Here is a 23,804-nt window from a genome sequence, read left to right on the forward strand (position 1 = left end):
CGAGCGTTTCGGGGCCGAGTTCAGCCGGGAGCGAATCAGACGGGATCGACGGCTCGGTCGGTGCGGGACTCCGCGACGGCGAAGGTGAGCGTACTCAACACACCGAGGAGCGTCCCGGCCGCGAGTGCGAGCGCGAGGTCGCCGAGGGTGAAGGTCCGAACGCCGGCGATCGGCGGGAGGAAGAACCCGGAGAGCGCATACAGCACGACGGCGATCGCGACGACGTAAAAGGGGGCGTTGAGGTACCGCCACCGAAACTCGCCGGCAAGGTACTCGTCCGTTATCTGGCCGAGACTGGAGGTGATCCCTGCCACCGCAGCCCATCGGACGAACCCATGGACGAAGGCGGCAAGCGCGGTCCCGACGGTGATCGGGCCGCCGCCTCCGACGGCAGAACGGACGATCTCAAGCGTCTCATAACCCTGTACGCCGCCGATCACCAGGAGGGCGAGCGCGACGACGTGAGTGATGAGCATCACACGGCCCGCATACAGGACGTTACGAGCGCGCTCGGCGGTGGCGTCGATCGTCGACTCCAGTCCGAGGCCGCGAAACAACGAGTAGAGGCCAAGGAGCGCGGAGATGAGTCCGAGAACCATCGCGCCGGCGATCTCGAAGAGATTCGCGAGGACGAAGAGGGGATAGATGAGAAGCAGAATGCCGAGCGGGACGAGGATCGTCCCCCGGGTCTCGGGGTCTGCAAGCACCTGTTTTATCGTGTAGTACATCGATTCGAGGTTCTGAGCCTGCCGGACGACGACGCGTCTGACCCCGTCGATCGGCATTCGCGATCGGATTACGGGCAGCACGGATTCGTCCTGTGCGCCGTCGGTGATGATCACGGCACGCACCTCCTCGCGCGCCGAGAGTTCGGCGAGCACGCGGTCGATCTCCTCGCCGACCTTCCGGTTAGCCTGGACGTCGGAGCCGTCGACGCCAGTGACTGCGGCGATCTCGACGTTCTGATCGGTCGTCTCCGTGAGTTCCTCGTAGACGTTGATACCCTGAAACAGGACGTTGACGTCGGAGTCCTCCGGGTCGACCGTCGCGAGGTCCACGGCTGCCGCGGTCACGTCGTCGCGACCGATAACCGGGGTTTCGCGGCCGGTTTTGCGACCGAGGTCGTCGTCGAGATCGACACAGAGGACGAGCAGCATCTATCGAAGGTACGCCATGCCTCGGCATATGCTTTCGGTCGCCCGGCTCCCGACAGAAGCGAAGGACGGACGAGAGTCGAGCGGAATGAAATCGGACGATGTCGGGTCGAACCGGACGCTCACTCGGGTGTGTGTTCGACACCGTTCATCATCCGACGCACGTTCTCCCCGTCGCCGAACGACTCGGGATAGGCGGCCAGACAGACGACGAAATCGTCACCCGCCTCGACGGGATCGGCGATCTGTAACTCCAGGTCTATCGTCAAGTCGGTCCCCTCGATATCGCCCTGTGCGGCGTATACGACGACGGTCGTGTCCGTCCCGAGGATCGACGTCGTGTAGTCAGTGCCACGCTCAAGGTCGGAAACGTCGTCGTACCGCGCCGTGATCCTCTCGGCGAGATCCTCGCTATCGCTGTCGGCAATCGGATTATACGACCGGCCCAGTAACTCGACGCGCGGCGTTGCCAGAGCCATGAACACCGCCGCCTGGTACCGTTCGCCGAGCAGTTCGACCGCCTTATCGTACTCGGCGGTCCGGTTCGTCACCTGTACCGCACGCGGTCGACCGGCAACCTCGAACTCCTGGGTCCGTGTTTCAGCACTAACCCCCCGAAGTTGGTAGCCAGTATCGGCCAGCGCCGCGTCGGCGACGGTCGCGGTACCGGCCTCAAACTCGACCTCCTCACCGCGAAGGACGTCGACGGTCGTACAGCCCGCGAGTCCGGCCATTCCAACCGCGCCGCTCGCCAAAAGGAACCGACGCCGTGAGGTCGCGTGGTCGGTGGTCGGAGAGTCGTTGTGATTCATCAGTAGGTCTTCCCGGCGGCGCGGTACATACCTTGTGGGAGGGTTCGAGAATCCCTGACACGCCAAAACAGCGCTCCGCACGCTTTTTGGGGCCGGAAGTGGTAGTCAGTACAAGATGATATCGAAGGGCTGTGAACAGTGCGCCAAGGGCGGGAAGATGGTCCTGTTCGTCTACGGCTACTGCGACCAGCGGGACTGCTTTTACTGTCCCCTCGGCGAGAACCGCAAGAACGTCACCGACGTCTACGCCAACGAACGGCTCGTCGAGTCCGACGAGGACGTCATCGCCGAGGCCAAGCGGATGAGCGCCCTCGGTACGTCCATCACCGGCGGCGAGCCACAGGAAGCCCTCGAGCGGACCTGTCGCTATCTGGAGCTACTCAAAGACGAATTCGGCGAGGACCACCACACGCACCTGTACACCGGCATCACCGGCGGCCGCGAAAACATGCGCCGGCTGAGCGAGGCGGGCCTCGACGAGATTCGGTTTCACCCACCCCTCGAACTGTGGGGCGACATGCACGGCACCGAATGGGAGGACATCCTCCATATCGCCCGCGAGGAGGGGCTGACCCCGGCCTTCGAGATTCCGGGTATCCGCGCGGAACCCGAGTTCCTCGAGTTCCTCGATGAGGGTACCGCGGAGTTCTGTAACATCAACGAGTTCGAGATGAGCGACGGCAACTATCGACGAATGCAAAAGGAGGGCTTTGAACTCCAGGAGGGACACATGTCCGCCGTCGAGGGATCGAAGGATGACGCCATTCTCGAAGAGATGGCTTCCCACGAGAAGGTGTACTTCTGTACGAGCGTGTTCAAGGACGCGGCCCAACACCGCAACCGATTGAAGCGAATGGCGAAGAACATCCGTCGGGAGTTCGACGAGGTGACTGACGATGGCACCCTCGTGTACGGGAAGACGACGGCCGAGCCCGACCGATTCGAGGCGCTCGGCGTCCCCGAGGAGTTCTACACCGTGAAGTCAAACCACGTCGAGGTCGCCTGGTGGCTCCTCGAGGAGATGATCGAAGACGGCGAACTCGATGAGGGCGAGATCATCGAACAATATCCGACCGCCGACGGAACCGTCGTCGAGCGGACACCCGTCGCCTGAACGGAGCGACGTGGAGACCCGAAAAACGTCCGGGGCAGCGTGGGTCGCGATTACCGATCGGCGTCCGCCAACAGCCGCGACGCGCTCACGATCGACTCGAGGGTTACGTCGTGGTCCGCAAGCAGTGCACTGGCGCCTTCTTCTCGGTCGACGACGACGAGCACCCGATTCACCACGGCACCGGCATCCCGTAGCGCCTCGACGGCGTCAACGGCGGACCGGCCGGTCGTCGCGATGTCCTCGATGACGATCACTTCCTCACCCTCCGCGAGTCGCCCCTCGATCCGGTTCGCGGTTCCGTACTCTTTGGCCTTCTTACGGGCGATGACGTAGGGGCGATCGAGTTCCGCGGCGGTAACGGCCACGAGCGGGACCGCACCGAGCGCGACGCCGGCAAGCTTCGCGTCAGTTTCGGAAAGGCGATCGGCAAAGGCCGTCGCGATCAGCCGGAGACACTCGGGATCGGTCTCGAAGAGGTATTTGTCGACGTAATACTCGCTCGTGCCGCCGTGGGAGAGCTCGAACTCGCCGAATCGAACGGCATCGGCGTCCCGTAGCGCCTCGACGAGGTCGGCCGTGTCGTCGCGTCCATCGGTCGAATCCTCGATATCGTCCATATCGGTGTGCTCGTCGCAGTGCGTATAAACCGGTCGGAACGACGGCGAGGGGGAGAAACGGATGGATCGTCGGTGGGCCGAACGAAAGGACTAAGTTAGTGGTACGCCATACCATACCGTGTATGTCGTCCGCACCCAGCACGAATGATGGCGTGTTCGACGAGTTCCTCGAAGATCGCGGCCACGAAACCGAGATCGTCCGCTGGGAGCGATCGTATAACAAAAAGAAGTGCCCCGAATGTGGCGGTCTCCACGACGAGTCCGCAAGCGAGTGTGGCGTCTGCGGCTGGTCACCCACCGCCTGAACCGTCACAAACGTGGATCGGTACTCCCGATCCGCGAGCCGCAGGCGATCCACGATCGATCACGACGATCGATGAGTCGAGTTTCGGGCCCGGATCACTGTTCGGATCCGGGTGGAGGTTTTTATCCGATACCGATCGTATTTGGGAGCGATGGCCACGGGGAGATCCCACGCGAAACCGGTCGAATCACGAAACCGGCGTCTCGGTCGAGATTGGCGCCCAAACGCGCCGTATCTCCCGTACGTCGAGGATCCAGCGGGGGGCGGAGGACAACGCTTATGCGCGAAGTCACCCTTCGGTGAGGTACTACCATGGGAGTGATCGAGGACGTCTATACGGATCTCGACACCGACGTCGAACTCGAGGAGTTCGAGGCGGCAGTCGAGGACAAAGTCGAGCAGATGGGCGGGCTCGCGGACGAGGAGACGGCCGCGATGCTCATCGCACACGAACTGCGTGACGAGGAGGCGGAGACGATTTCCGATATCGAACCGGGGATGGACGAGGTGAAGTTCCTCGGAAAGGTGACCTCGATCGGCGAGATAAGGACGTTCGATCGCGACGATACCGAGGAGGACGGCCGTGTCTGTAACGTCGAGGTCGCCGACGAATCCGGGTCAGTTCGCGTCGCGCTGTGGGATGAGATGGCGATCGCCGCCGAGGAGCAACTCGACGTCGGCGACGTGTTGCGAGTGATGGGCCGACCCAAGGAGGGATACAACGGGCTTGAAGTCAGCGCAAACAAGGTCGAGACGGACGAGGACGCCGAGGTTGACGTGCAGATCCTCGACACCTACCGCGTCGAGGATCTCGCGTTAGGGACCTCCGAAGTCACCCTCGTCGGCAAGGTGCTCGACGCCGACGCCGTTCGAACCTTCGACCGAGACGACGGCACGGAGGGCCGGGTGGCAAACCTCACGCTCGGCGACGAGACCGGACGCGTCCGTGTGACGCTTTGGGACGATCGCGCGGATCTGGCAACTGAGTTTGAGGCCGGCGAAGTCGTGGAGGTCGTCGACGGCTACGTCCGCGAACGCGACGGGTCCCTCGAACTCCACGTCGGCTCACGCGGGTCGATCGAGCGCGTCGACGAGGACGTGGAGTACGTCCCGGAGACCACCGATATCGCGGATCTGGAGATCGGACGAACCGTCGACATCGCGGGGGGTGTGATAGAGACCGATCCGATTCGAACCTTCGACCGCGACGACGGCTCGGAAGGGCAGGTTCGAAACGTCCGCATCAAAGACGAGACGGGCGAGATTCGTGTCGCACTGTGGGGCGAGAAGGCCGACATCGATATCGATCTGGCCGACGAGGTCGTGTTTACCGACGTGGAGATCCAGGAGGGGTGGCAGGACGACCTCGAGGCGTCGGCGAACTGGCGATCGACGATAAGCATCCTCGAGAGCGGCGGGTCCCCGTCGGCCTCGACGGATAGATCTGACACAGCAGGCCGCACCAGTACGGCGGATCGGACGCCGGACACGGGCAAAAGCGAGGGGCTCGGAGCGTTCGCCGACAACGACGGTGAACCATCAGCGAGCGCGGGCGCGAGCGTGGAGACGACCGGGGACACGGAGGCGACCGAGTCGGGCAACGGTGCGACCGCAGCGACCGCTTCACGAAACGCTGCGGCCGCAGAAAGCATCGAGTTCACCGGAACGGTCGTCCAGGCCGGAAATCCCGTCGTTCTCGACGACGGCCAACGAACCAAAAGCGTGGAGACCGACGCCGAGCTCCGTCTCGGCGAGGAGATAACCGTCAGGGGAACTGAACGGGACGGACGGATCGACGCTGACGAGGTGTTTTGAGGTCGATCGCGGAGGCACCGAACGGACACTAGAGGTGCGCCTATATCGCTCCTCGCGGTCTGAGACGGCGCCTATCGAGAGCTAACGGAAAGCGTTATACCACGAACGACCCCGAGTGTGTGTATGAGTGTCGAGTTGCCGTTCGCCCCAATCGACCAGATCATCCGGCGGAACGCCGGCGACCTCAGGGTGAGCGCCGACGCGGCCGAGGCGCTTGCGCGCCGGGTCCAAGAACACGGCGCGTCGCTGGCCGAAACCGCGGCCGAGCGTGCGACGACGGACGGGAGAAAAACGTTGATGGCGTCGGATTTCGGCGTCGAACAGGTCATCAATCGCGAGGACCTCATCCTGCCCGTCGCGCCGGTCGACCGGATCGCACGGCTTGAGATCGACGACGGCTACCGGGTCGGAATGGACGCCCGGATCGCGCTCGCGGACGTCCTCGAGGACTACGCGGACAACGTCGCGAGCGCGGCAGCGACGCTCGCCCGTCACGCCGACCGGCGGACGATTCAGGCGGAAGACATCGAGACGTACTTCGCCCTCTTCGAGTGACATGCAGTTCGGATACAGCGACGTCTGTCTGGAACACGATACCGGTGATCGGCACCCGGAGAGCCCCGATCGTCTGCGCGCCATCCGGGAGGGGCTCAAGCGAGAACACGAGGTGATCTATCAGGAGGCGCCACCCGCGGATCGGTCCGCGATCGAGGCCGTTCACGACGAGGACTACGTCGACGAGATCGAGGCGTTCTGTGCGGAGGGCGGCGGAAACTGGGATCCCGATACGGTCGCCACGGAGGGAACCTTCGATGCCGCCCTCATGTCGGCGGGGCTCGCCAGATGGGCGGCGATCGAGGCGCTTTCGGGGTCGAACGGACGACGAACGCCGTTCGCGATCGGCCGTCCGCCGGGCCACCACGCCGTCGAGGACGACGCGATGGGATTCTGCTTTTTCAACAACGCGGCGGTCGCCGCACAGGCAGTCATCGACGAGGGGCGGGCGGACCGCGTCCTGATCTTCGATTGGGACGTCCACCACGGCAACGGCACCCAGGACATCTTCTATGACCGAGAGGACGTCTTCTATGCGTCCATTCACGAGCAAGGACTGTATCCCGGAACGGGAGAGATCGAGGAGACGGGAACCGGAAACGGGGACGGAACCACCCTGAACGTGCCGCTTTCGGCCGGTGCTGGCGATGAGGAGTATCGCCATGCGATCGATGAGACGCTCGCACCGCTTTGTGAGCGCTTCGATCCGGACCTGCTTTTCGTTTCGGCCGGGTTCGACGCCCATCGACACGACCCGATATCACGGATGCGGGTCTCGACTGAAGGATACGGCATGTTGACCGACCGCGTTCGTTCGATTGCAAACCGTGTTGGTGCCGATCTCGGATTCGTTCTGGAGGGAGGATACGGCCTGGATACCCTTTCTGACGGGGTGAAGACCGTCCACGAGACGTTCGACGGACGTGCCCCGATCGACGCCGGTGGTGACGTTAACGACTCGACGCAGGTGCTCGTCGAGGACGTCAGATCACAGTTCGATCTGTGAGATAGAGGCGAGAGCACGTCGTTCTGCTGGGACCGATCCCGTGTAGGCGGAAGTCACGGGCGCGAATCAGAGGGTCGCGGGCGCGGATCAAAGAGTCATGGGTCCGGGTCAAAGAGTCACGGGCGCGGATCAAAATACGAGCGGAGGTCATCGCCGAACCCGTCAGCGAGGGTCGCCGTTTCCGTTCCGACGAGAATCTCCCGATCCTCGAGTGCGTCCGCAACGTGGGTTCCGAGTCCGACGTCGAAGAGTGCGTCACTCGCCAGAAACTCCGCGGCGCTCGTGACCTCGCGTTCACGTTCGAGGACGTATCGGCTGCCCTCGAGAAACGGACCGTACGGTGGACGCTCCTCGTCGGCGTATGCGGCATAAAACCCCTCGGCGTGTTCGCGAACCGCGACCGGAGGACCCCGATGTCGGGCGATCACGGGGAGCGTCTCGACGAGCAACTCCACGAACAGCACCGCCCGAGTCGGCCCGGATCCCGATTCCGTCTCGATCATCGCCGTCGATCGAAGGACCGGAAATCCGCGATCATCGAGTGCGCGAACGATCCCAGTGCGCGACTTACGCAACTGGGGCCATAGCTGGTCGGCGACGAGTGAGGGTGCATCGAAGACGACCGCCACGGGAGTGGTCCCCCGGCGTCGGAGGTGTTCGCGGACCGCGTCCGCATCAAGCGGGTCACGGTCGGGCGGGAAAAAGACCTCCAGACGAGGCGTCTCGAGGAGGTCGCGCGCATAGTGTTGGAATCGCGCGAGGTTTTCACCGGAGCAGACGGCGGCGACGTTCCGCTCCGGATCGGTCGGGTCGATCACGACGAGAGGATCCTCGAAGGTGGCCTCGGCGTGTGACTCCGGATCGATCGTGACGGGGGGACGCCAGTCGGCTGCGGCCCTCACGAGCGGTTCGAAGCCGCCGAACTCGACGACGAGCAGTTCGGTGAGATATCCCGAGAAGCCGCGGGTCTTGAGATCGCTTCCGTAGGCGCCGATCCCCTTGAGAAACCGCTTGGCGAGCAGGACCGCATCGGTCAACTCGGGAGTGAGCCGCTCCGAGAGGTAGGCATCGTGGAACGGGGTTCGATCGACCGCGGATCGGATCGCGGTCGCGTCCTCGACGGCGTAACACGGGACCAGATCGACTTCAAAGCCGTCGACGGTTCCCTTGACATAGGGGTGTTCGGCGTACTCCTCGTGGCCCTCCGGCAGCACTGCGTGGCCGACGGCCAGCCCGTACCGTTCGAGGTCCGCCCGCGGGAGATCCGGTGGAAATCGGACGAAAAGATCGATGTCCCGGTCGCCGGCAAGCCAGGTACCGCGGGCGGTCGAACCGACACGGACGACATCGACATCAGATTGGATCTCCGGATCCACGGACAACTCCTCGAGGGCCTCGTGGACTCGATCAACGAGCCGGTCGGAGATCTCCTGCAGCCGCGCGCGCTCCTCGGGGTCCGGTTTGACGCGGTCGAGAACCTCCTTGCGGACCGCATCGAGATCGCTCATGGAGATGAGTTCAACCGGTCAACCCGAAAGGATGTCGGTCGGCACCGGCGGCGATCACCTGTGACGAGCCCCCCGATCCGTCGTCGATCGCGACGACGTCGGCCGGCCGCGCCGTGCGAACCGATATCGGCGCCGTCGGGCGAAAACGAAAGCCCTATCAAAAGCAGCCGAATACCATAGAGTGCACGCCGAAGTAGCTCAGTTGGTAGAGCGCCTCGCTGTTAGGACGATCGGCTCACCCGTTCGTCGCAGATACGAGGCGGTCCCAGGTTCGAGTCCTGGCTTCGGCGCCTTCTTCGGTTCCGACTCGACCGAGAAGCGACTGCCCTCGGATCGCACCAGTCCAGGAATCGACCGAACCCGATACGCTAAAGGGTCGCGCCGCGATATCCCCTCGTACGGGCCCTTAGCTTAGTCCGGCTTAAAGCGACTCGCTCATAACGAGTTGAGCGCTGGTTCAAATCCGGCAGGGCCCATTTCCTACGGCGAGCAATGTCGCGAGCCGGAGATACGGAAACGGATTTGAAGCGGAGAGTGAAGCGAGCGGTTGCGAGTGGAACGAACGAGGTTCAAATCCGGCAGGGCCCATTTTTCGCGGGGTCACGATTCTATCCGACACCGAACAGTTCGTTCCGGTGGGTTCGACGGGCGACCTTATAAGGAGATGCTCCACGAACAGCTGGCATGGATCCGATCAGCGTCACGGCCGATGCCGAGGAGTTCACTTGCAACGCATATCTGGTCCCCGGAGAGGTGCCGACGCTCGTGGACGTCGGGACGATGCCGGGCGTCGAGGACGTCATCGCCGAACACGTCGAGACGATCGACCGCGTGGTATTGACCCACCAGCACGCGGACCACGTGGGCGAACTCGAAGCGGTGTTCGACGCGTTCGACCCCGAGCTGTACGCCTACGGCGACCACCCACGTCGGGACGTGGAACTGACGGACGGATCGACGATTCGGATCGGTGATGAGAGATGCGAGGTCGTCTACACGCCGGGACACGCCGCCGATCACGTCTCGTTCGTCGGCGAGGGGAGACTCTACAGCGGCGACGTCGTCGTCTACAACGATGGTGCCTTCGAGAACGGGTCGTTCGGACGAACGGACATGGCGGGACAATCACGCGAGCGACTCATTGCCAGTCTCGAGAAACTTCTCGATCGACTCCCGGAGACCGTCTCGGCGATGTACGCGGGCCACGGGGACGTCTATCGGTCAGCGGCGGGCGAGGATACCGTCCGGGAGGTCGTCGCGCGCGCGCTCGAACGAGCGCGACGAGGCGAACCCAAATACCCGGAGTAAAGAGCGCGACGGAATCAGCAGCCACGCTCACGAGAATGGGATGTCGGTGAGAACCCGGACGCACCGATTCCGGATGTCGCAGATCTCGACGGGGCCGCGGATCGGGATCGAGCGAGCGTCGAGCTGTGAAAGCTGTCGTGTTCGCGCGCGCTTGAGGCGATTACGCCGCTCGACGTTCCTTCGCCTTCGGGCGAAGATTCTTGTACCCGCACTTGCGGCACTCATCGGCACGCTTGGGGTTGCGAGCGTTACAGCGCATACACACGAGCTTCTCGAGGGTTCGGTTCTCGGCAGCGTCGAATTTGGCCATACCCACAGGAGACACGGCGTGCTGTAAAAGCTTGCGAGACGAGGGCGCGTTCAGGCGCCGGCCTGCTCGATGGCGGCCTCCAAGTCATCCTTTTGGGTGACGCCGACGAATCGATCGACGACGCCCTCATCGGACTCGACTATCAGCGTGGGCAGGGACCGTACCTGATACTGATTGGCGACGTCCTGTTTCTCGTCGACGTCTATCCGCTGCAGTTCGAAGGCATCCCCCAATTCCTCCTTCAGTTCGTCGAGAATCGGGTCCTGGGTCTTACACGGGCCACACCAGTCGGCGTGGAAATCAAGGAGTCGAACGGTCATTACTCTACTGTGGATTGTCGCGGCGTGCGCATAAGAGTTACCGACGCGGACGATGTCGCCACACGATCGGCGCCGTGATTGATCCACACCGATCCACATCGATCCGGACCGTCCCCGATCCACGAAGGAGTATCGTCGAAGCGTGAAACAACCGACTCGTCCAAGCAGAGTGGTTCGAGGCGGCGGAGGCGTCTCCTGAGCAGGGACGCTCGGATGTCTCCCGACGGATCCCGGCGGGGTCGACCCGCGTTGTCCGTATCGATGCTTTCCAGTCGATCCCGAGATGGATTCCTTTCAGCCAAACCCTGGATCGATGCCTTTCAGCCGAAACGTTTACGCGAGTGGGACGGCGAGTTCAATTATGAGCAGCGGACAAAACTCCGGCGGGTTGATGTCCAGCGCGGGACTCGTTCGGTATTTCGACTCCGAGGACAGAAACGCGATCTCGATCGATCCGAAGACGGTCATCGCGTTCGCGGTTCTTTTCGGCGTCTTCGTGCAGATCATCTCGCTTACGGTCTGAGGCGGCCGAAGCGTTCACGGGACTGCTGACCGATCGACGACGGCTCCGAACCGCCGTGTGGAACGCGCACTTTTTCCCGACTGCACCCCCAGCTACTGGCATGAAGGCAGGCGTTATCGCCGTCCAAGGGGACGTCTCCGAACACGCCGACGCGATCCGGCGTGCAGGGGACCGACGCGACGAGTCGACGACAGTCGTGGAGATCCGCAAATCGGGGATCGTTCCGGAGTGTGACGTGGTATTGGTTCCCGGCGGCGAATCGACGACGATCTCGAAACATCTTCATCGGGAAGGAATCGCCGAGGAGATACGTGCACACGTCGCTGCCGAGAAACCCGTCCTCGCGACGTGTGCGGGGCTGATCGTGCTCTCTCGGGACGCCAAGGACGATCGGGTCGATCCGCTCGGAGTGATCGACGTCACGGTCGACAGAAACGCGTTCGGGCGACAGCGCGACTCCTTCGAGGCGGCGATCGACGTCGAGGGGCTTGACGAGCCGTTCCACGCGGTGTTCATCCGGGCGCCGGCTATCGACGACGTCGGCAAGGGGGTCGAGGTGCTCGCCAGGTGGGATGACCGTCCCGTCTGCGTCCGCGACGGACCGGTCGTGGGAAGCTCCTTCCACCCCGAACTCACTGACGATCCGCGGATCCACGATCTCGCGTTTGCTCCCGAACGGGAGGTCGAGGCGTGATGACCGACGAAACTTCGGGGGACCGGGAGAGCGCCGACGGACCGACCGTCCTCGACGATCTCTTTTCGACGATCGAGGAGCGGAAACGGGAGCTTCCGGCGGATTCGTATACGGCATCGCTTTTTACTCACGAGAAGGGCGAAAACGCCGTGCTGGAGAAGATCGGCGAGGAAACGACGGAGACGATCCTCGCGGCGAAAGATGACGACGACGACGAACTGCTGTATGAAAGCGGCGACCTCCTCTATCACCTGCTCGTGCTGTTAGCGATGAAGGACCTCGATATCGACGACCTGCGCGAGGAACTCGAATCGCGGTTCGGCTAGGCGATCGAGGTAGTCATCGACCGCGATCAACCCCTGGGTCAAAGCATACTTACCGCCAGCGCGGCGAGTATACCGTAATGAGTACCGAGACGGAGAAAACGAACGACGACCGGCGGAAATACGAGTTCCGCAAGGTGATAGAGGAACTCCAGGAGTACGAGGGCTCCGGAACGCAACTCGTTACGATCTACATCCCCGAGGACAAACAGATCGCGGACGTGGTCGCACACGTCACCCAAGAACACAGCGAGGCGGCAAACATCAAGTCCAAGCAGACGCGAACCAACGTCCAGGACGCGTTGACGAGCATCAAGGACCGACTCCGGTATTACGACACTTTTCCGCCCGAAAACGGGATCGTGATCTTCTCAGGAGCAGTCGATTCAAGCGGCGGACGAACGGAGATGGTGACGAAGACGCTCGAATCCCCACCGGATCCGATCGAATCGTTCCGGTACCATTGCGATTCGAACTTCCTGACCGAGCCGTTAGAGCACATGCTAGCGGACAAGGGCCTCTTCGGGCTCATCGTGCTCGATCGCCGCGAGGCGAACGTCGGCTGGCTGAAGGGCAAACGCGTCGAGCCCGTCAAGTCCGCCTCCTCGCTCGTGCCCGGCAAACAGCGTAAGGGTGGACAGTCCGCCCAGCGATTCGCCCGGCTGCGACTGGAGGCGATCGACAACTTCTATCAGGAGGTCGCGGAGATGGCTAATGACCTCTTCGTCCCGAAACGCCACGAAATCGACGGGATCCTCGTGGGCGGTCCCTCCCCGACCAAAGACGAGTTCCTCGACGGGGATTATCTCCATCACGAGCTTCAGGACACGGTCCTCGGCAAGTTCGATGTCTCCTATACTGACGAATCCGGGCTCTATGACCTCGTCGACGCCGGACAGGAGGCTCTTTCGGACCAGGCGATCGTCGAGGACAAAAACCAGATGGAGGAGTTCTTCGAGAACCTCCACACCGGCGAGAAGGCGACCTACGGGTTCGAGCAGACGCGTCGGAATCTGATCATGGGATCGGTCGATCGGCTGCTGCTTTCGGAGGACCTGCGCTCCGACGTCGTCATCTACGAGTGTCCGAACGGCCACGAGGAGTACGAGGTAATAGACAGCCGCCACACCACACCGGACCACGAGTGTTCGGAGTGTCGCGAGGAGGGGGAGGTACAGGACCGCGAGGACGTGATCGAACACCTGATGGGGATCGCCGAACAGCGCGGGACCGAGACCATATTCATTTCGACTGACTTCGAGAAAGGCGAGCAATTCCATGATGCCTTCGGCGGCATCGGTGGCATTCTACGATACTCGACGGGCGTGTAAGCGTCCGACTATCGGCCCTCTCGAACGTGGAGGAGGGATCGTCACCGACGATCCTGGCACCGGATCTGCCTCACAGGAACTCGCCGACCTGTTTTGTGCGGCGTTCGACGTCGAAATGCGGGTCCTCGAGTTCGGTCGCGAGCCGATCGAGCGTCAAGAGAACGTCGACGCCCTCACGTTCGGCATACTCGAACAGTTCGATGATCGCCGGACGATTCACCGCTAGCGATCCGAGCTTCCCGCAGGCAAGCAGGAACGCGACCCCGCCGCCGCCGTCCGGGATCGTCTCATTGATTTCGGAGGGATCGGTGGTCACCGTCTCGGCAAGTGACGACGAGTGGGTCCGTAGACAGTCGAGACAGACCGCGACCGTCTCCTCGGGCACGTGATCGACGTACTCACGCAGATCGGCCGGCACGCGAACCGCGAGGAGATCGTCGCCACAGTCGGGACAGGACATACCCATGGGTGGAGTCGACGAGAAATAAAGGGCCGCAAAAGAATGCGATCGGGCGATTGGAACAGCGTCGGATCGGCCTGAACCGATTCGGTCAGTCCGCGGAGACGGTTTCGGGTGAATCGGAGTCGGCCTGACTCTCGGCTTCCTCTTTGGCCTCCTCAGCTTCCTTTTTGGCTTTGATCTTCTTGAGTCGGAAGATCTCCTCGCGTTCCTGTTCTTCGAGTTTCTGCTCGATGTACTCCTGGTTTTCGTACAGTTGCGGAAGTAGCGTGAACTCAAGGGCGTTGACGCGGCGTTTGGTGGTCTCGATCTCCTCGAGCATCTTCTTCATCGCCGTCTCGACCTCCGCCGCAAGGATGATCGTCTCCAGCAGTTCCTCGTAGGCGTCGGCCGCCTCGTCGATCCGCGCCGAGGAGCCGAGCAGGCCGTAGCCTCGTTCGTCGAGCGACTTCTTCACTTTCGAGGACTCGATCTGGGGAACCACGACGCCCATGATGTTCTTCGATCGGGTCGTGATCTCCGGGTGCTCTTTGAGCGCCGCGGCCGCCCCGCGGACGGCGACGTCGCCCTCCATCGCACGGGCCATGTCGATCGTGCGCTGAGCCCGCTCGTAGTCGGCCGACAGGTCCGAACGGACGTCCTGTGCCTGATCGAGGACATCCATGAACTCCATGATGAGGCCGTCACGTTTCTGCTCGAGGGTGTCGTGGCCCCGCTCGGAGAGCTCGATGCGATCCTCGATCGCCATGAGGTTCTTCCGAGTGGGTTTGACGTCCTTGGCCATCTCTTGGCCGAATGTTGCTGCCCTAGGAGGTTAATAGTTGTCTGTTTGCCCCGTCGGATTGAGGCGGGCAGCAGCGACGCGACCGGTCCCGAAACGCGTCGTCGTGTCAGTCGTCCTCCTCTTCAGTGTCTTCCTCTTCGGTGTCTTCGTCATCTTCGCCGTCTTCCTCCTCATCGGCATCGTCATCGTCGCCGTCTCCGTCGTCATTTTCCTCTTCGGCGTCTTCGTCATCTTCCGCGTCGCCATCTCCGTCGGCCTCTTCATCCTCGGCGTCTTCGTCATCACCATCCTCGTCCTCTTCATCATCCTCGTTCTCTTCATCATCCTCGTCCTCTTCGTCGCCATCCTCATCCTCTTCGGCGTCTTCCTCTTTGCGTTCGTCTTCGTCATCATCACGCTCGTCGTCCTCTACATCCACCTCCGCTAACGTCAAGGTGCCATCGGATCCGGTCTCGAACTCCAATTCGGCCTCGAAGGACCCCTTCACGAGCGTCACCTCGAGTTCGTCCGTTGCGGTCGTCTCGAACGAGAGCGTGCCGTCCTCGCTCGTGGTTCCGACTGGCTGGCCGTCGACGTAAGCGGTCACGTTGGCGACGCCCTCGCCATCGTAGCGTACCTGAACCGTGAAAGTGCCGTTATCGACGCTTCCATCGACCGCGAGGTGTTGCCGTATCTCCTCATCCTCGCGCTCCTCGTCGGCGGGCTCGCGAAGCGTTAGTTCCAGTTCACCCTCTCGGTCGCCCTCCTCGATTTCGATATCGACGTCATCGTCGTGGGGGAGCATCACCGTCACGCGACCGTCCGCATCGGTGGTGCCCGCAGGCTCGTCATCGAGTTCGACGACAGCACCGTCCACGGGGTCGCCGTCGGCGGTCACCCGTAGCGTCACGTTCTCGCCGGCCTCCGGATTCCCTTCAAGGAGCGACACGGAAAGCGGACGGTCCGTGGCGTCCTCGCCATCCTCCTCGTCAGCGTCGTCGGCCGTCTCGCGCGGTTCGATCTCCTCCTCGAGTTCGAACACCGCTCCGGTCTCGCCGTCCACGCTCACCTCGGCTTCGCCCGTCGCGTTGGGTCCGACGAACGCGAACTCGAACTCGTAGTAGCCGTCGTCATCACGGTCGAGCGACCGAAGCGTCCACTCGCCTTCACGGTCGTTCGCGAGCGCGTCCCGCGCGGTATCGAGCGCGTCGCTTCCGTTTACGAGAAAGCTCCCGTTGCCGGGCTGGGGACGTTCGAATTCTCGCGAACGCTCGCCGTCGTCGTTTTCGACTTCGATCGAGATGCCGCCGTCGGTCTCCAAGCTGAACTCGCCGTCCCGCTCGCCCGTGTACTGGGCCAGAAGCGCCGACGTGCCGGCATTCGTCAGTCGATCGAGCCGTTGGCGAGCCGCCTCGTTCCCGCTTCGATCGTAGCCGGCCGCACGAAGCTCCAGCGCCGAGACGTCGGCAGCCCGTTCGTCAAGTCGATCGAACGAGCGCTCGATCGTGGTCGCGCGCGCCGAGAGCACGGCCAATCGTTGGGCGTACTCGCTCCGGGAGAGATCGCCCGCCTCGTAAGCCGCAGTGGCGTTCTCACGGGCGTTTACGACCGAATCGGTGCGCTCGCGAAGCGTCGCCGCTCGCGCCGCAAGGATCGCAGCACGCTCGGATTCGGTGGCGTTCTCGGTGGCCGCCGCCAGCGACGCCGCCTCGATGTCATCGCTCACCTCGTCATCAGTGACTGCGATCACCGTCGCGAGTTGTTGGCCGGTCGTCGCCTGCGACCGGTCCGTCGTCTGATTCTCGGTTCCGTTCTCAGTCGGGTCGCTCGGACCGGCCTGGGGCCGAAGGGTCTCGCCCACGTCCGAACTCACGTCGGCGACCGCCGCACCAGGAAGCGAGCCCACGAGCAGGCCAAGCGCCAGGAGGACAACCAGTAGTCTGGTCGAATTCATCGGTTTTGAGAACGGGCCACGAAGGGGTATATCCACGACACCGTCCCGGTCGTTTGCGGATGGTTGCATCGTATTTCGCGATTGTTTCGGACCGTTGCAGTGCGTTTCACACGAATCGATCTGGGGGTTTAACCGCCGCGATGGAGTAGTGCCTCCCGATGCGATCGAGGGAATCCCGGAGCCTCACGCTCGCGTGTTGTCTCCTGGTCTGTCTTACGGTGGTGATCGCGAGCGGAACCGGGATCGTCGCGTCCGGCGACACGACGGCGTCGATCGGGGACGATGGCACGGTAGGTTCCCAAGACGGCAGCTACGCGGTACAACAGGACCAACCGGAGCCGGACAACACTCTCACCCGGATCAAACTCGCGTCCAACGGGTCGGCCGTCTGGCGGATCACCTTTCGGACGCGCCTTACGACCGAGGAGGAACGCACGGAGTACGAGCGGTTTCAGGATGCGTTTCGTGAGAACGAGACACGGTATCTCGACCCCTTTCGGGACAGAATGACCGGCGTGGTCGCGAACGCGAACGGGAGCATCGACCGAGAAATGCACGCGACCGCGTTCGATGCCGAGACGTCGATACAGGAGGTCCCGCGGCGGTGGGGCGTCGTTACCTTCCGATTCCGGTGGGACGGATTCGCCACAGTCGAGGGCGACGACCTGATCGCCGGCGACGTCTTCGAGGGGGGCTTCTACATCGACGAGGACGACGTACTGGTGGTCACGCCACCGGAGGGGTATCGGATCACCACGGCGGAACCGGCCCCCGACGAGATCGCCGACGGATCCGTCGAATGGCACGGTCGCGAGGACTTCTCGGACCGCCGACCGCGAGTGGTCGCGACGCCCGCTGCCGCCTCCGGACCTGAAACGGGGGGCGATCTCGAACCAGCCACTGACCGGTGGCCACCGCTCCTCTTGATCGCGGTACTCGGTGTCGGCGTCGTGGCGCTCCTCGGCGTGGTGTTCGTGGTTCGATCCGGTCGCTTCACGCGTCCGGGCGGAATCGGGGGAGAACAAGGGAACGAATCTCCCGATGCCGAAGTCGGCAGCGACGACGACGGGAGCAGCGACGACGCGATCGTCGATCGCGACGAGTCCGCTGCCGCAAGCGTCGGACCGCCCCAGGAGCAATCGACTGACGAGGATCCCGCACTTCGTACTGACGAGGACCGCGTCCGTCAACTCCTCACGGATCACGGCGGCCGAACGAAACAGTCCGCTGTCGTCGAGGAGTTGGGATGGTCGAAATCGAAGACCTCCCGCGTCCTCTCACGAATGGCCGAGGAAGGAACCGTCGAGAAGCTCCGGATCGGCCGCGAGAACGTGATCGACCTGAACGACGAGGAGTCATAGCGTTCCGAAACGCGGCGCTGACGATCGGAGTCGCGGCGCTGACGATCGGGGTCATGGTGCAATCACTCTGCGGTCGGCGAGAACGGATATCGAGGAAAACCGCGACGTCAGTCGGCCGCTTCGACGATCTGCCGCTCGGAGTCGTCCTCGCGGTAGTACGTCTCGATGTACTCCTCGTCGACACGGTTGAGCTCCTCTTTGGGAAGCATCGAGAGGAGATCCCAGCCGATTTCCAACGTCGTTACGAGATCGCGGTTCGTCTCGAAACCTTGATCAACGAACTCCGTCTCGAAGGCGTCCGCGAAGTCAAGGTACTTGTTGTCGCGGTCGGAGAGGGCCTCGCGACCGACGATGTTCACGAGGTCACGAAGGTCCTCACCCTCCGCGTACGCCGCGTACATCTGGTCGGAGACGTCACCGTGGTCCTCGCGGGTGAGCCCCTCACCGATACCGTCATCCATCAACCGTGAGAGGCTTGGCAGGACGTTCACCGGGGGCTGGAGCCCCTGGCTGTTGAGATCGGGATCGACGTAGATCTGTCCCTCGGTGATGTATCCCGTGAGATCCGGGATCGGGTGGGTGTCGTCGTCGCCGGGCATCGTGAGGATCGGGATCTGGGTGACCGACCCCTCACGGCCCTGGATCCGGCCGGCGCGTTCATACAGTTGCGCCAGATCGGTGTACATGTACCCGGGATAGCCACGTCGGCCCGGAACCTCCTCGCGGGCGGCGCCGATCTCTCGCAGCGCCTCACAGTAGTTGGTCATGTCCGTGAGGATGACGAGGACGTGGTAGTCCTTCTCGAAGGCCAGGTATTCGGCGGTGGTGAGAACCATCCGTGGGGTGACCGTCCGCTCGACTGCGGGGTCATCCGCGAGATTCATGAAGACGACGGAGCGTTCGAGTGCGCCCGTCCGCTCGAAGTCCTGCATGAACTCGTTGGCCTCCTCCTGGGTGATCCCCATCGCACCGAAGACGACGGCGAACTCGGAGCCGTCGTCCTCCTCGGCCTCCTCTCCGGTCTCCTCCGGCACGCTTGCCTGGCGGGCGATCTGCATCGCCAGTTCACTGTGGGGCTGGCCCGAACTCGAGAAGATCGGGAGCTTCTGGCCGCGAACGAGCGTGTTCATGCCGTCGATCGCGGAGACGCCCGTCTCGATGAACTCCTCGGGGTACTCCCGGGAGTAGGGGTTGATCGCCGCGCCAACGATGTCCTGTCGTTCCTCCGGGACGATCTCCGGGCCACCGTCGATCGGCCGGCCGGAGCCGTCGAGCACCCGACCGAGGAGGTCCTCGGTGACGGGCATTTTCATCGTCTCGCCAATGAAGCGAACCGATGCGTTCTGGTCGATTCCGGAGGTGCCCTCGAACACCTGAATGGCCACGAGGCCCTCCGAGGATTCGAGCACCTGGCCGCGCAGAGTGTCGCCTTGGTCGGTCTCGATCTCGACGATCTCGTCGTAACCGATCGCCTCGTCGACCTCGGCGTACACGAGCGGGCCGCTGATCTCGGTGATCGTTTGATATTCTTTCATGGTTAGTAGAGACTCCGGAGCTGGTCGGTGATGTCGGCTTTCAGCTCCTCGACGTACTCCTCGTAGTCCTCCTGGACGCCGATCCGGTTGATCTGCGGGGCGGCCTCGATGTCGATGATCTCATCGACCGGGACGCCGGCCTCCAGCGCGGCGAACGCCTCGTCGTTGAACGTCTCGATCGTCGTCAACATGAGGTAGGTCTTCGCCGGCGGACAGTAGGTGTCGACCGGGTGGAACGCGTTCTGCTGGAGGTACGCCTCTCGGAGGTAGCGGGCGATCTCGAGGGTCAGCTGTTGGTCATCGGGAAGCGCGTCCTTGCCGACGAGCTGAACGATCTCCTGGAGTTCGGTCTCCTCGTCGAGGACGTCGACGGCCCACTGGCGCTTTTCGGGCCAGTCCTCGGAGACGTTCTCCTGGAACCAGGGGTCGAGTTGGTCTTTATACAGCGAGTAGGACTCGTTCCAGTTGATCGAGGGGAAGTGCCGGCGCTCGGCCAGGTCGGCATCGAGCGCCCAGAACGTCTTCACGATGCGCAGCGTGTTCTGGGTGACCGGCTCGGAGAAGTCGCCGCCGGGCGGCGAGACCGCGCCGATGGCGGAGACGGACCCTTCGGTCCCGTTGATGTTCTCGAAGTAGCCAGCGCGTTCGTAGAACTGCGCGAGCCGCGCGGCGAGATAGGCGGGATAGCCCTCCTCGCCGGGCATCTCCTCGAGTCGTGAGGAGATCTCGCGCATGGCCTCGGCCCACCGCGAGGTGGAGTCGGCCATCAGCGCGACGTCGTAGCCCATATCGCGGTAGTACTCCGCGATCGTGATCCCCGTGTAGATACAGGACTCACGGGCTGCGACGGGCATGTTCGAGGTGTTCGCGATGAGCGAGGTGCGGGCCATCAGTGGGTTGCCCGTCTCGGGGTCTTCCAGTTCGGGGAAGTCCTCGATGACCTCGGTCATCTCGTTGCCACGCTCGCCACAGCCGACGTAGACGATGATGTCGGCGTCGGCGTATTTGGCGAGTTGGTGTTGGGTGACCGTCTTCCCGGAGCCGAACGGACCCGGGATCGCTGCCGTTCCGCCCTTCGCGATCGGGAAGAGACCGTCGAGAATGCGCTGTCCGGACACGAGCGGCGTCCGGGGCGTCATCTTCTCCTCGGAGGGGCGCGGCTCACGCACCGGCCACTCCTGGTGCATCGTGATCTCCTCGCCGGTATCGAGTTCCGCCACCGCCTCGGTGACGTCGAAGGAGCCGGCCTCGATCGTGGTGACCTCCCCGCCCTCGAAGCCGGGCGGTACCATCACCTTGTGGTCGATGGTGACCGTCTCCTCGACGATCCCGATGACGTCACCGGGCTCGACGACGTCGCCCTCCTCGACCGTGGGCTCGAATTCCCATTCCGTCTCGAGGTCGATACCGGGCGCATCGACACCCCGATCAAGGTAGGGACTGTCCATCTTGCCCTCCAGCACGTCCAGGGGACGCTGAACGCCATCATAGATGGCGTCCAACATTCCCGGGCCGAGATCGACCGACAACGGCTCGCCCGTGTTCTCGACGGGTTCGCCGGGGCCGACGCCGGAGGTCTCCTCGTACACCTGAATGGTCGTGATGTTGCCCTCGATCTCGATGACCTCCCCCATGAGCCCTTCGTCGCCCACGTAGACGACGTCGTTCATGCGGGCATCGAGATCACGGGCGCTCACGACCGGACCGCTCACGCTCTGGATGACACCGTGTTCGGTGGTCTCCGTTGTGTCTGCTTTGCTCATATTAATCCTCCTCTTCCATCAGGTCGATCCCGATGGCTCGTTTAATCTGGTCGCGCAGCCCGCCGCTACCGGCGCCCGATGCGCCGAGCGTCACGAGGACGGGCTCGATGCTACTCTCGACGCGGTCCCGGACGTTGCGGGAGAGAGACGAGAGATCATCCTCGTGCATCACGATGATCCCGACGTTCTCGTCGTCGAGCGTCCGCTCAACGGCGTCATCGAGCGCGTCGTCCTTCTCGTCGTCCGGGACGTTCTCGAAGGATCGAACACCGGCCAGACGGAATCCAGTCGTGAAGTCCGGACTGCCGATGACGGCGATCTCCTGGCTCATGTTATCACCAACTCCTCTTCGATCTCCGCGTCGCTCAATCCGGCCTCCTTCCCGCGAGCGATCGCCCGGATGTTCTCCACCTCGCGCTCCTTGGCAAGGATGTAGGAGATGACCGGCGTGACCGAGACGGGATGGATCGTACCCAGCTGGTCGCCGTAGGCCAAAAGCGCCGCATCGACGGCGTGTTCGAACCCGATGAGGCTATCGGCCTCCTCGAGTTCACGAAGGGCCGGTCCGAGATCGTCTCCGTACTGGCTCTCGGCGATGTACTCGACGAGTTCGTCCATGTCGCGGGCAAGCCGTGCCAGCGTGTCGCTATCGAAGAGATCGCCGCCCTCGATGAAGTACTCGGCCGGGTCGATGTCCGCACCCGATCGCGCGAGTCGAAAGGCGTTCCGTGCGTTCCGGAAGTCGATCTCGGCGGTCAGGAAGGCCTCGTACTGGCGTGTCGGCTCGTCCCGTCCCAAGTCCGCGAGCAGGCGTTCATAGAACGCCCGATCGACCGCGTTTTCGAGCGGGACGAGTACGTCCGATTCCTCGTAGTCGGCGTAGGCCTCCTCGAGCGCCTCGCCGTAGATCGTGTCCTCAAGCACCTCGATGATGCCCTCGATCGACTCCGCTTCGAGGAGCCGCCGGATCCGGCGGTCGTCGAACTCGCCGGCCCGAATGAGATCGACTTCGACTTCCTCAGTGTCGGCGCCGGCGTAGATGCCGCGGATCACGGTTTTGACGTTCCAGGCGTCGAACTTCCGGAGGTAACGGGCGATCAGATCGTAGAGTCGCCCCTCGCTCCAGTCGAGGATCTCCTCGAACTGCTTCGCGAGGTTTCGGTTCAACGTGTACTCGATCAGGTCGACGCCACTGTGGCGACTACCGAGCGCGTTGATCTCCGATTCGTAGGTCGATTCCTCCATAAAGCGGGCGATCTCCGCGGGGCTCATCCTCGTGAGCTTGCGGTACTCCTCGTCGCTATACAACATGCCGCGGCGGGCGCGAACCCTCGCCACGACGTACTCCGGGTTCGAGCTGCCGACGGCACTCATTGGTCGAACAGTCGCTCCGAGAGGTTCTTGAGCTCGTCGTCCCAGACGGCCTCCAGGACGGAGTCAAAGGTGTTGTTCACGCGAACGCGGGAGGTCTCGCTCTCGCCGACGACCCCGCCGAGACAGTCGACGTCCTCGCCGACCGTGGCGTTGCGATCGTCGACGAGGTCCGCAAGGAGGTCGGCGTCAGCCGACCGGGTGGAGACGACGACATCAGCATCATCGTCGAATTCCACGAGAGTCGCATCGAGGAGCGTCTCGGTCAGCTCGCGGCGGCGATCGTCCTCAAGCGAGGCGATCTCCTCTTCGACGCGGTCGCGGACCTCCTCGAGGATGTCGCGGCGAGCGGCGAGTCGCTCCTGTTTAGCCTCGAGTTTGGCCGACGAGAGCGCCTGCTCGCGCTCCCGTTCGATCTCGCGTTCGGCCTTCTCCAGCCGCTGTTCGCGGATGCGCTCGGCGTCGGCTTCGGCCTCGGAGAGGATCTCCTCGGCTTCCGCGTCGGCCGTCTCGCGGATCTCCTCCGCACGCGCGCGGGCCTCGTCTCGTATGTCCTCAACGACGGTATCCAGACTCATTGGTCAAAAGGGGGAGTGGTTACCCGACGATGAAGACGACGACCAGTGCCAGAATGACGATCGTCTCGGGGAGGACCGTAAGGATCAGTCCGTTGACGAAGAGGTCCTCATCCTCGGCCATCGCGCCGACGGCCGCGGAACCGATACCACGTTCCGCATAGCCGGCACCGAGCGCGGCGAGACCGACGGCGAGCGCGGCGGCGGCCGCCGGATCCGTGAGTGTGCCTTGCTGCAGTACGACGTTCCCGAGTTCGCTGGTTGCTTCAAACATTGGTAGTAGTTGCGGTTGCTCGTCTCCGAACAGTTCGTATTCCCCCTACTGGAG

The 23,804-nt window shown here is 63.2% G+C and carries 26 protein-coding genes and 2 tRNA genes; 13 read left to right on the forward strand and 15 right to left on the reverse strand.

What is annotated here, in order from left to right:
* Nucleotides 1–35: 35 nt before the first annotated feature.
* Together ACERIT_RS01420 and ACERIT_RS01425 are read right to left on the reverse strand one after the other, a co-directional pair.
* Nucleotides 36–1,157, reverse strand: coding sequence for a DUF373 family protein (locus ACERIT_RS01420; protein WP_373673008.1), 1,122 nt, complete (start codon nt 1,155–1,157; stop codon nt 36–38).
* A 119-nt stretch (nt 1,158–1,276) separates the two neighbouring features.
* Nucleotides 1,277–1,966, reverse strand: coding sequence for a DUF6517 family protein (locus ACERIT_RS01425; RefSeq protein WP_373673009.1), 690 nt, complete (start codon nt 1,964–1,966; stop codon nt 1,277–1,279).
* A 115-nt stretch (nt 1,967–2,081) separates the two neighbouring features.
* Between ACERIT_RS01425 and ACERIT_RS01430 the strand changes: the two genes are divergently transcribed.
* Nucleotides 2,082–3,080, forward strand: coding sequence for a radical SAM protein (locus ACERIT_RS01430; protein WP_373673010.1), 999 nt, complete (start codon nt 2,082–2,084; stop codon nt 3,078–3,080).
* Nucleotides 3,081–3,130: 50 nt separating this feature from the next.
* On the opposite strand, the gene pyrE is transcribed toward ACERIT_RS01430, so the two are convergent.
* Entirely contained in the window at nt 3,131–3,697 is a 567-nt protein-coding gene (gene pyrE, locus ACERIT_RS01435; RefSeq protein ID WP_373673011.1) for an orotate phosphoribosyltransferase, read from the reverse strand.
* Between the two features lie 122 nt (nt 3,698–3,819).
* Between pyrE and ACERIT_RS01440 the strand changes: the two genes are divergently transcribed.
* The 4 genes from ACERIT_RS01440 to ACERIT_RS01455 all read left to right on the forward strand — a co-directional run bounded on the left by ACERIT_RS01440 (nt 3,820) and on the right by ACERIT_RS01455 (nt 7,377).
* Nucleotides 3,820–4,002, forward strand: coding sequence for an HVO_0416 family zinc finger protein (locus ACERIT_RS01440; protein ID WP_373673013.1), 183 nt, complete (start codon nt 3,820–3,822; stop codon nt 4,000–4,002).
* A 311-nt stretch (nt 4,003–4,313) separates the two neighbouring features.
* Nucleotides 4,314–5,816 carry a single-stranded DNA binding protein gene (locus ACERIT_RS01445; RefSeq protein ID WP_373673014.1) on the forward strand — a complete coding sequence of 501 codons (1,503 nt, stop codon included), beginning with the start codon at nt 4,314–4,316 and terminating at the stop codon, nt 5,814–5,816.
* A 123-nt stretch (nt 5,817–5,939) separates the two neighbouring features.
* On the forward strand, nt 5,940–6,371 hold the full coding sequence (locus ACERIT_RS01450) for a histone (RefSeq protein ID WP_373673015.1): 432 nt from the start codon (nt 5,940–5,942) through the stop codon (nt 6,369–6,371).
* A gap of 1 nt (nt 6,372) precedes the next feature.
* On the forward strand, nt 6,373–7,377 hold the full coding sequence (locus ACERIT_RS01455) for a histone deacetylase family protein (RefSeq protein ID WP_373673016.1): 1,005 nt from the start codon (nt 6,373–6,375) through the stop codon (nt 7,375–7,377).
* A 116-nt stretch (nt 7,378–7,493) separates the two neighbouring features.
* Here ACERIT_RS01455 and cca read toward each other — a convergent pair whose 3' ends face one another.
* Nucleotides 7,494–8,885: a CCA tRNA nucleotidyltransferase gene (gene cca / locus ACERIT_RS01460; protein ID WP_373673017.1), complete on the reverse strand. Its 1,392-nt coding sequence runs from the start codon at nt 8,883–8,885 to the stop codon at nt 7,494–7,496.
* A gap of 187 nt (nt 8,886–9,072) precedes the next feature.
* Between cca and ACERIT_RS01465 the strand changes: the two genes are divergently transcribed.
* From ACERIT_RS01465 to ACERIT_RS01475, 3 genes are all read left to right on the forward strand, one after another.
* Nucleotides 9,073–9,175 (forward strand) — tRNA-Asn (locus ACERIT_RS01465).
* A gap of 110 nt (nt 9,176–9,285) precedes the next feature.
* Nucleotides 9,286–9,361: transfer RNA gene (locus ACERIT_RS01470), tRNA-Ile, on the forward strand.
* A gap of 208 nt (nt 9,362–9,569) precedes the next feature.
* Nucleotides 9,570–10,193, forward strand: coding sequence for an MBL fold metallo-hydrolase (locus ACERIT_RS01475; protein WP_373673018.1), 624 nt, complete (start codon nt 9,570–9,572; stop codon nt 10,191–10,193).
* A 160-nt stretch (nt 10,194–10,353) separates the two neighbouring features.
* Here ACERIT_RS01475 and ACERIT_RS01480 read toward each other — a convergent pair whose 3' ends face one another.
* Both ACERIT_RS01480 and ACERIT_RS01485 read right to left on the reverse strand, forming a co-directional pair.
* Nucleotides 10,354–10,503: a 50S ribosomal protein L40e gene (locus ACERIT_RS01480; RefSeq protein ID WP_373673019.1), complete on the reverse strand. Its 150-nt coding sequence runs from the start codon at nt 10,501–10,503 to the stop codon at nt 10,354–10,356.
* Between the two features lie 50 nt (nt 10,504–10,553).
* Nucleotides 10,554–10,823, reverse strand: coding sequence for a thioredoxin family protein (locus ACERIT_RS01485; RefSeq protein ID WP_373673020.1), 270 nt, complete (start codon nt 10,821–10,823; stop codon nt 10,554–10,556).
* A gap of 361 nt (nt 10,824–11,184) precedes the next feature.
* Here ACERIT_RS01485 and ACERIT_RS01490 point away from each other — a divergent pair, with 361 nt between their 5' ends.
* The 4 genes from ACERIT_RS01490 (at nt 11,185) to prf1 (ending at nt 13,694) form a co-directional block, all read left to right on the forward strand.
* Nucleotides 11,185–11,346: a preprotein translocase subunit Sec61beta gene (locus tag ACERIT_RS01490; RefSeq protein ID WP_373673021.1), complete on the forward strand. Its 162-nt coding sequence runs from the start codon at nt 11,185–11,187 to the stop codon at nt 11,344–11,346.
* A gap of 100 nt (nt 11,347–11,446) precedes the next feature.
* A complete protein-coding gene (pdxT, locus tag ACERIT_RS01495) occupies nt 11,447–12,040 on the forward strand; it encodes a pyridoxal 5'-phosphate synthase glutaminase subunit PdxT (protein WP_373673022.1) in 594 nt (197 codons plus the stop codon).
* Nucleotides 12,040–12,366 (forward strand): phosphoribosyl-ATP diphosphatase, encoded by a 327-nt coding sequence (gene hisE / locus ACERIT_RS01500; protein ID WP_373673023.1) that lies wholly within the window; start codon nt 12,040–12,042, stop codon nt 12,364–12,366. Before pdxT ends, hisE begins: the two co-directional genes overlap by 1 nt.
* A 77-nt stretch (nt 12,367–12,443) precedes the next feature.
* The gene (prf1, locus tag ACERIT_RS01505) at nt 12,444–13,694 is read left to right on the forward strand and encodes a peptide chain release factor aRF-1 (RefSeq protein ID WP_373673024.1); all 1,251 of its coding nucleotides are present in this window, start codon (nt 12,444–12,446) and stop codon (nt 13,692–13,694) included.
* A 70-nt stretch (nt 13,695–13,764) separates the two neighbouring features.
* Here prf1 and ACERIT_RS01510 read toward each other — a convergent pair whose 3' ends face one another.
* The 3 genes from ACERIT_RS01510 to ACERIT_RS01520 form a co-directional block, all read right to left on the reverse strand.
* On the reverse strand, nt 13,765–14,154 hold the full coding sequence (locus ACERIT_RS01510) for a DUF6276 family protein (RefSeq protein WP_373673025.1): 390 nt from the start codon (nt 14,152–14,154) through the stop codon (nt 13,765–13,767).
* A gap of 91 nt (nt 14,155–14,245) precedes the next feature.
* Nucleotides 14,246–14,938: a V-type ATP synthase subunit D gene (locus ACERIT_RS01515; RefSeq protein ID WP_373673026.1), complete on the reverse strand. Its 693-nt coding sequence runs from the start codon at nt 14,936–14,938 to the stop codon at nt 14,246–14,248.
* A gap of 106 nt (nt 14,939–15,044) precedes the next feature.
* Nucleotides 15,045–16,871: a hypothetical protein gene (locus tag ACERIT_RS01520; protein ID WP_373673027.1), complete on the reverse strand. Its 1,827-nt coding sequence runs from the start codon at nt 16,869–16,871 to the stop codon at nt 15,045–15,047.
* Nucleotides 16,872–17,029: 158 nt separating this feature from the next.
* Here ACERIT_RS01520 and ACERIT_RS01525 point away from each other — a divergent pair, with 158 nt between their 5' ends.
* Nucleotides 17,030–18,232, forward strand: a complete 1,203-nt coding sequence (locus ACERIT_RS01525) for a helix-turn-helix transcriptional regulator (RefSeq protein WP_373673028.1) — start codon at nt 17,030–17,032, stop codon at nt 18,230–18,232.
* 107 nt (nt 18,233–18,339) lie between these two features.
* Here the strand turns inward: ACERIT_RS01525 and ACERIT_RS01530 are convergent, their stop codons facing one another.
* From ACERIT_RS01530 to ACERIT_RS01555, 6 genes are read right to left on the reverse strand one after another with little or no spacing between them, the layout of a single operon-like run.
* Nucleotides 18,340–19,767, reverse strand: a complete 1,428-nt coding sequence (locus tag ACERIT_RS01530) for a V-type ATP synthase subunit B (protein WP_373673029.1) — start codon at nt 19,765–19,767, stop codon at nt 18,340–18,342.
* 2 nt (nt 19,768–19,769) lie between these two features.
* The gene (locus tag ACERIT_RS01535) at nt 19,770–21,530 is read right to left on the reverse strand and encodes an ATP synthase subunit A (protein WP_373673030.1); all 1,761 of its coding nucleotides are present in this window, start codon (nt 21,528–21,530) and stop codon (nt 19,770–19,772) included.
* A 1-nt stretch (nt 21,531) separates the two neighbouring features.
* Nucleotides 21,532–21,861, reverse strand: a complete 330-nt coding sequence (locus ACERIT_RS01540) for a V-type ATP synthase subunit F (RefSeq protein WP_373673031.1) — start codon at nt 21,859–21,861, stop codon at nt 21,532–21,534.
* Nucleotides 21,858–22,904, reverse strand: a complete 1,047-nt coding sequence (locus ACERIT_RS01545; RefSeq protein ID WP_373673032.1) for a V-type ATP synthase subunit C — start codon at nt 22,902–22,904, stop codon at nt 21,858–21,860. Before ACERIT_RS01545 ends, ACERIT_RS01540 begins: the two co-directional genes overlap by 4 nt.
* The gene (locus ACERIT_RS01550; RefSeq protein ID WP_373673033.1) at nt 22,901–23,479 is read right to left on the reverse strand and encodes a V-type ATP synthase subunit E; all 579 of its coding nucleotides are present in this window, start codon (nt 23,477–23,479) and stop codon (nt 22,901–22,903) included. The genes ACERIT_RS01545 and ACERIT_RS01550 overlap by 4 nt, the downstream gene beginning before the upstream one ends.
* A gap of 19 nt (nt 23,480–23,498) precedes the next feature.
* Nucleotides 23,499–23,750, reverse strand: coding sequence for a hypothetical protein (locus ACERIT_RS01555; protein ID WP_373673034.1), 252 nt, complete (start codon nt 23,748–23,750; stop codon nt 23,499–23,501).
* Between the last annotated feature and the right edge of the window lie 54 nt (nt 23,751–23,804).

This window comes from Halopenitus sp. H-Gu1, assembly GCF_041821145.1.
Lineage (GTDB): Archaea > Halobacteriota > Halobacteria > Halobacteriales > Haloferacaceae > Halopenitus.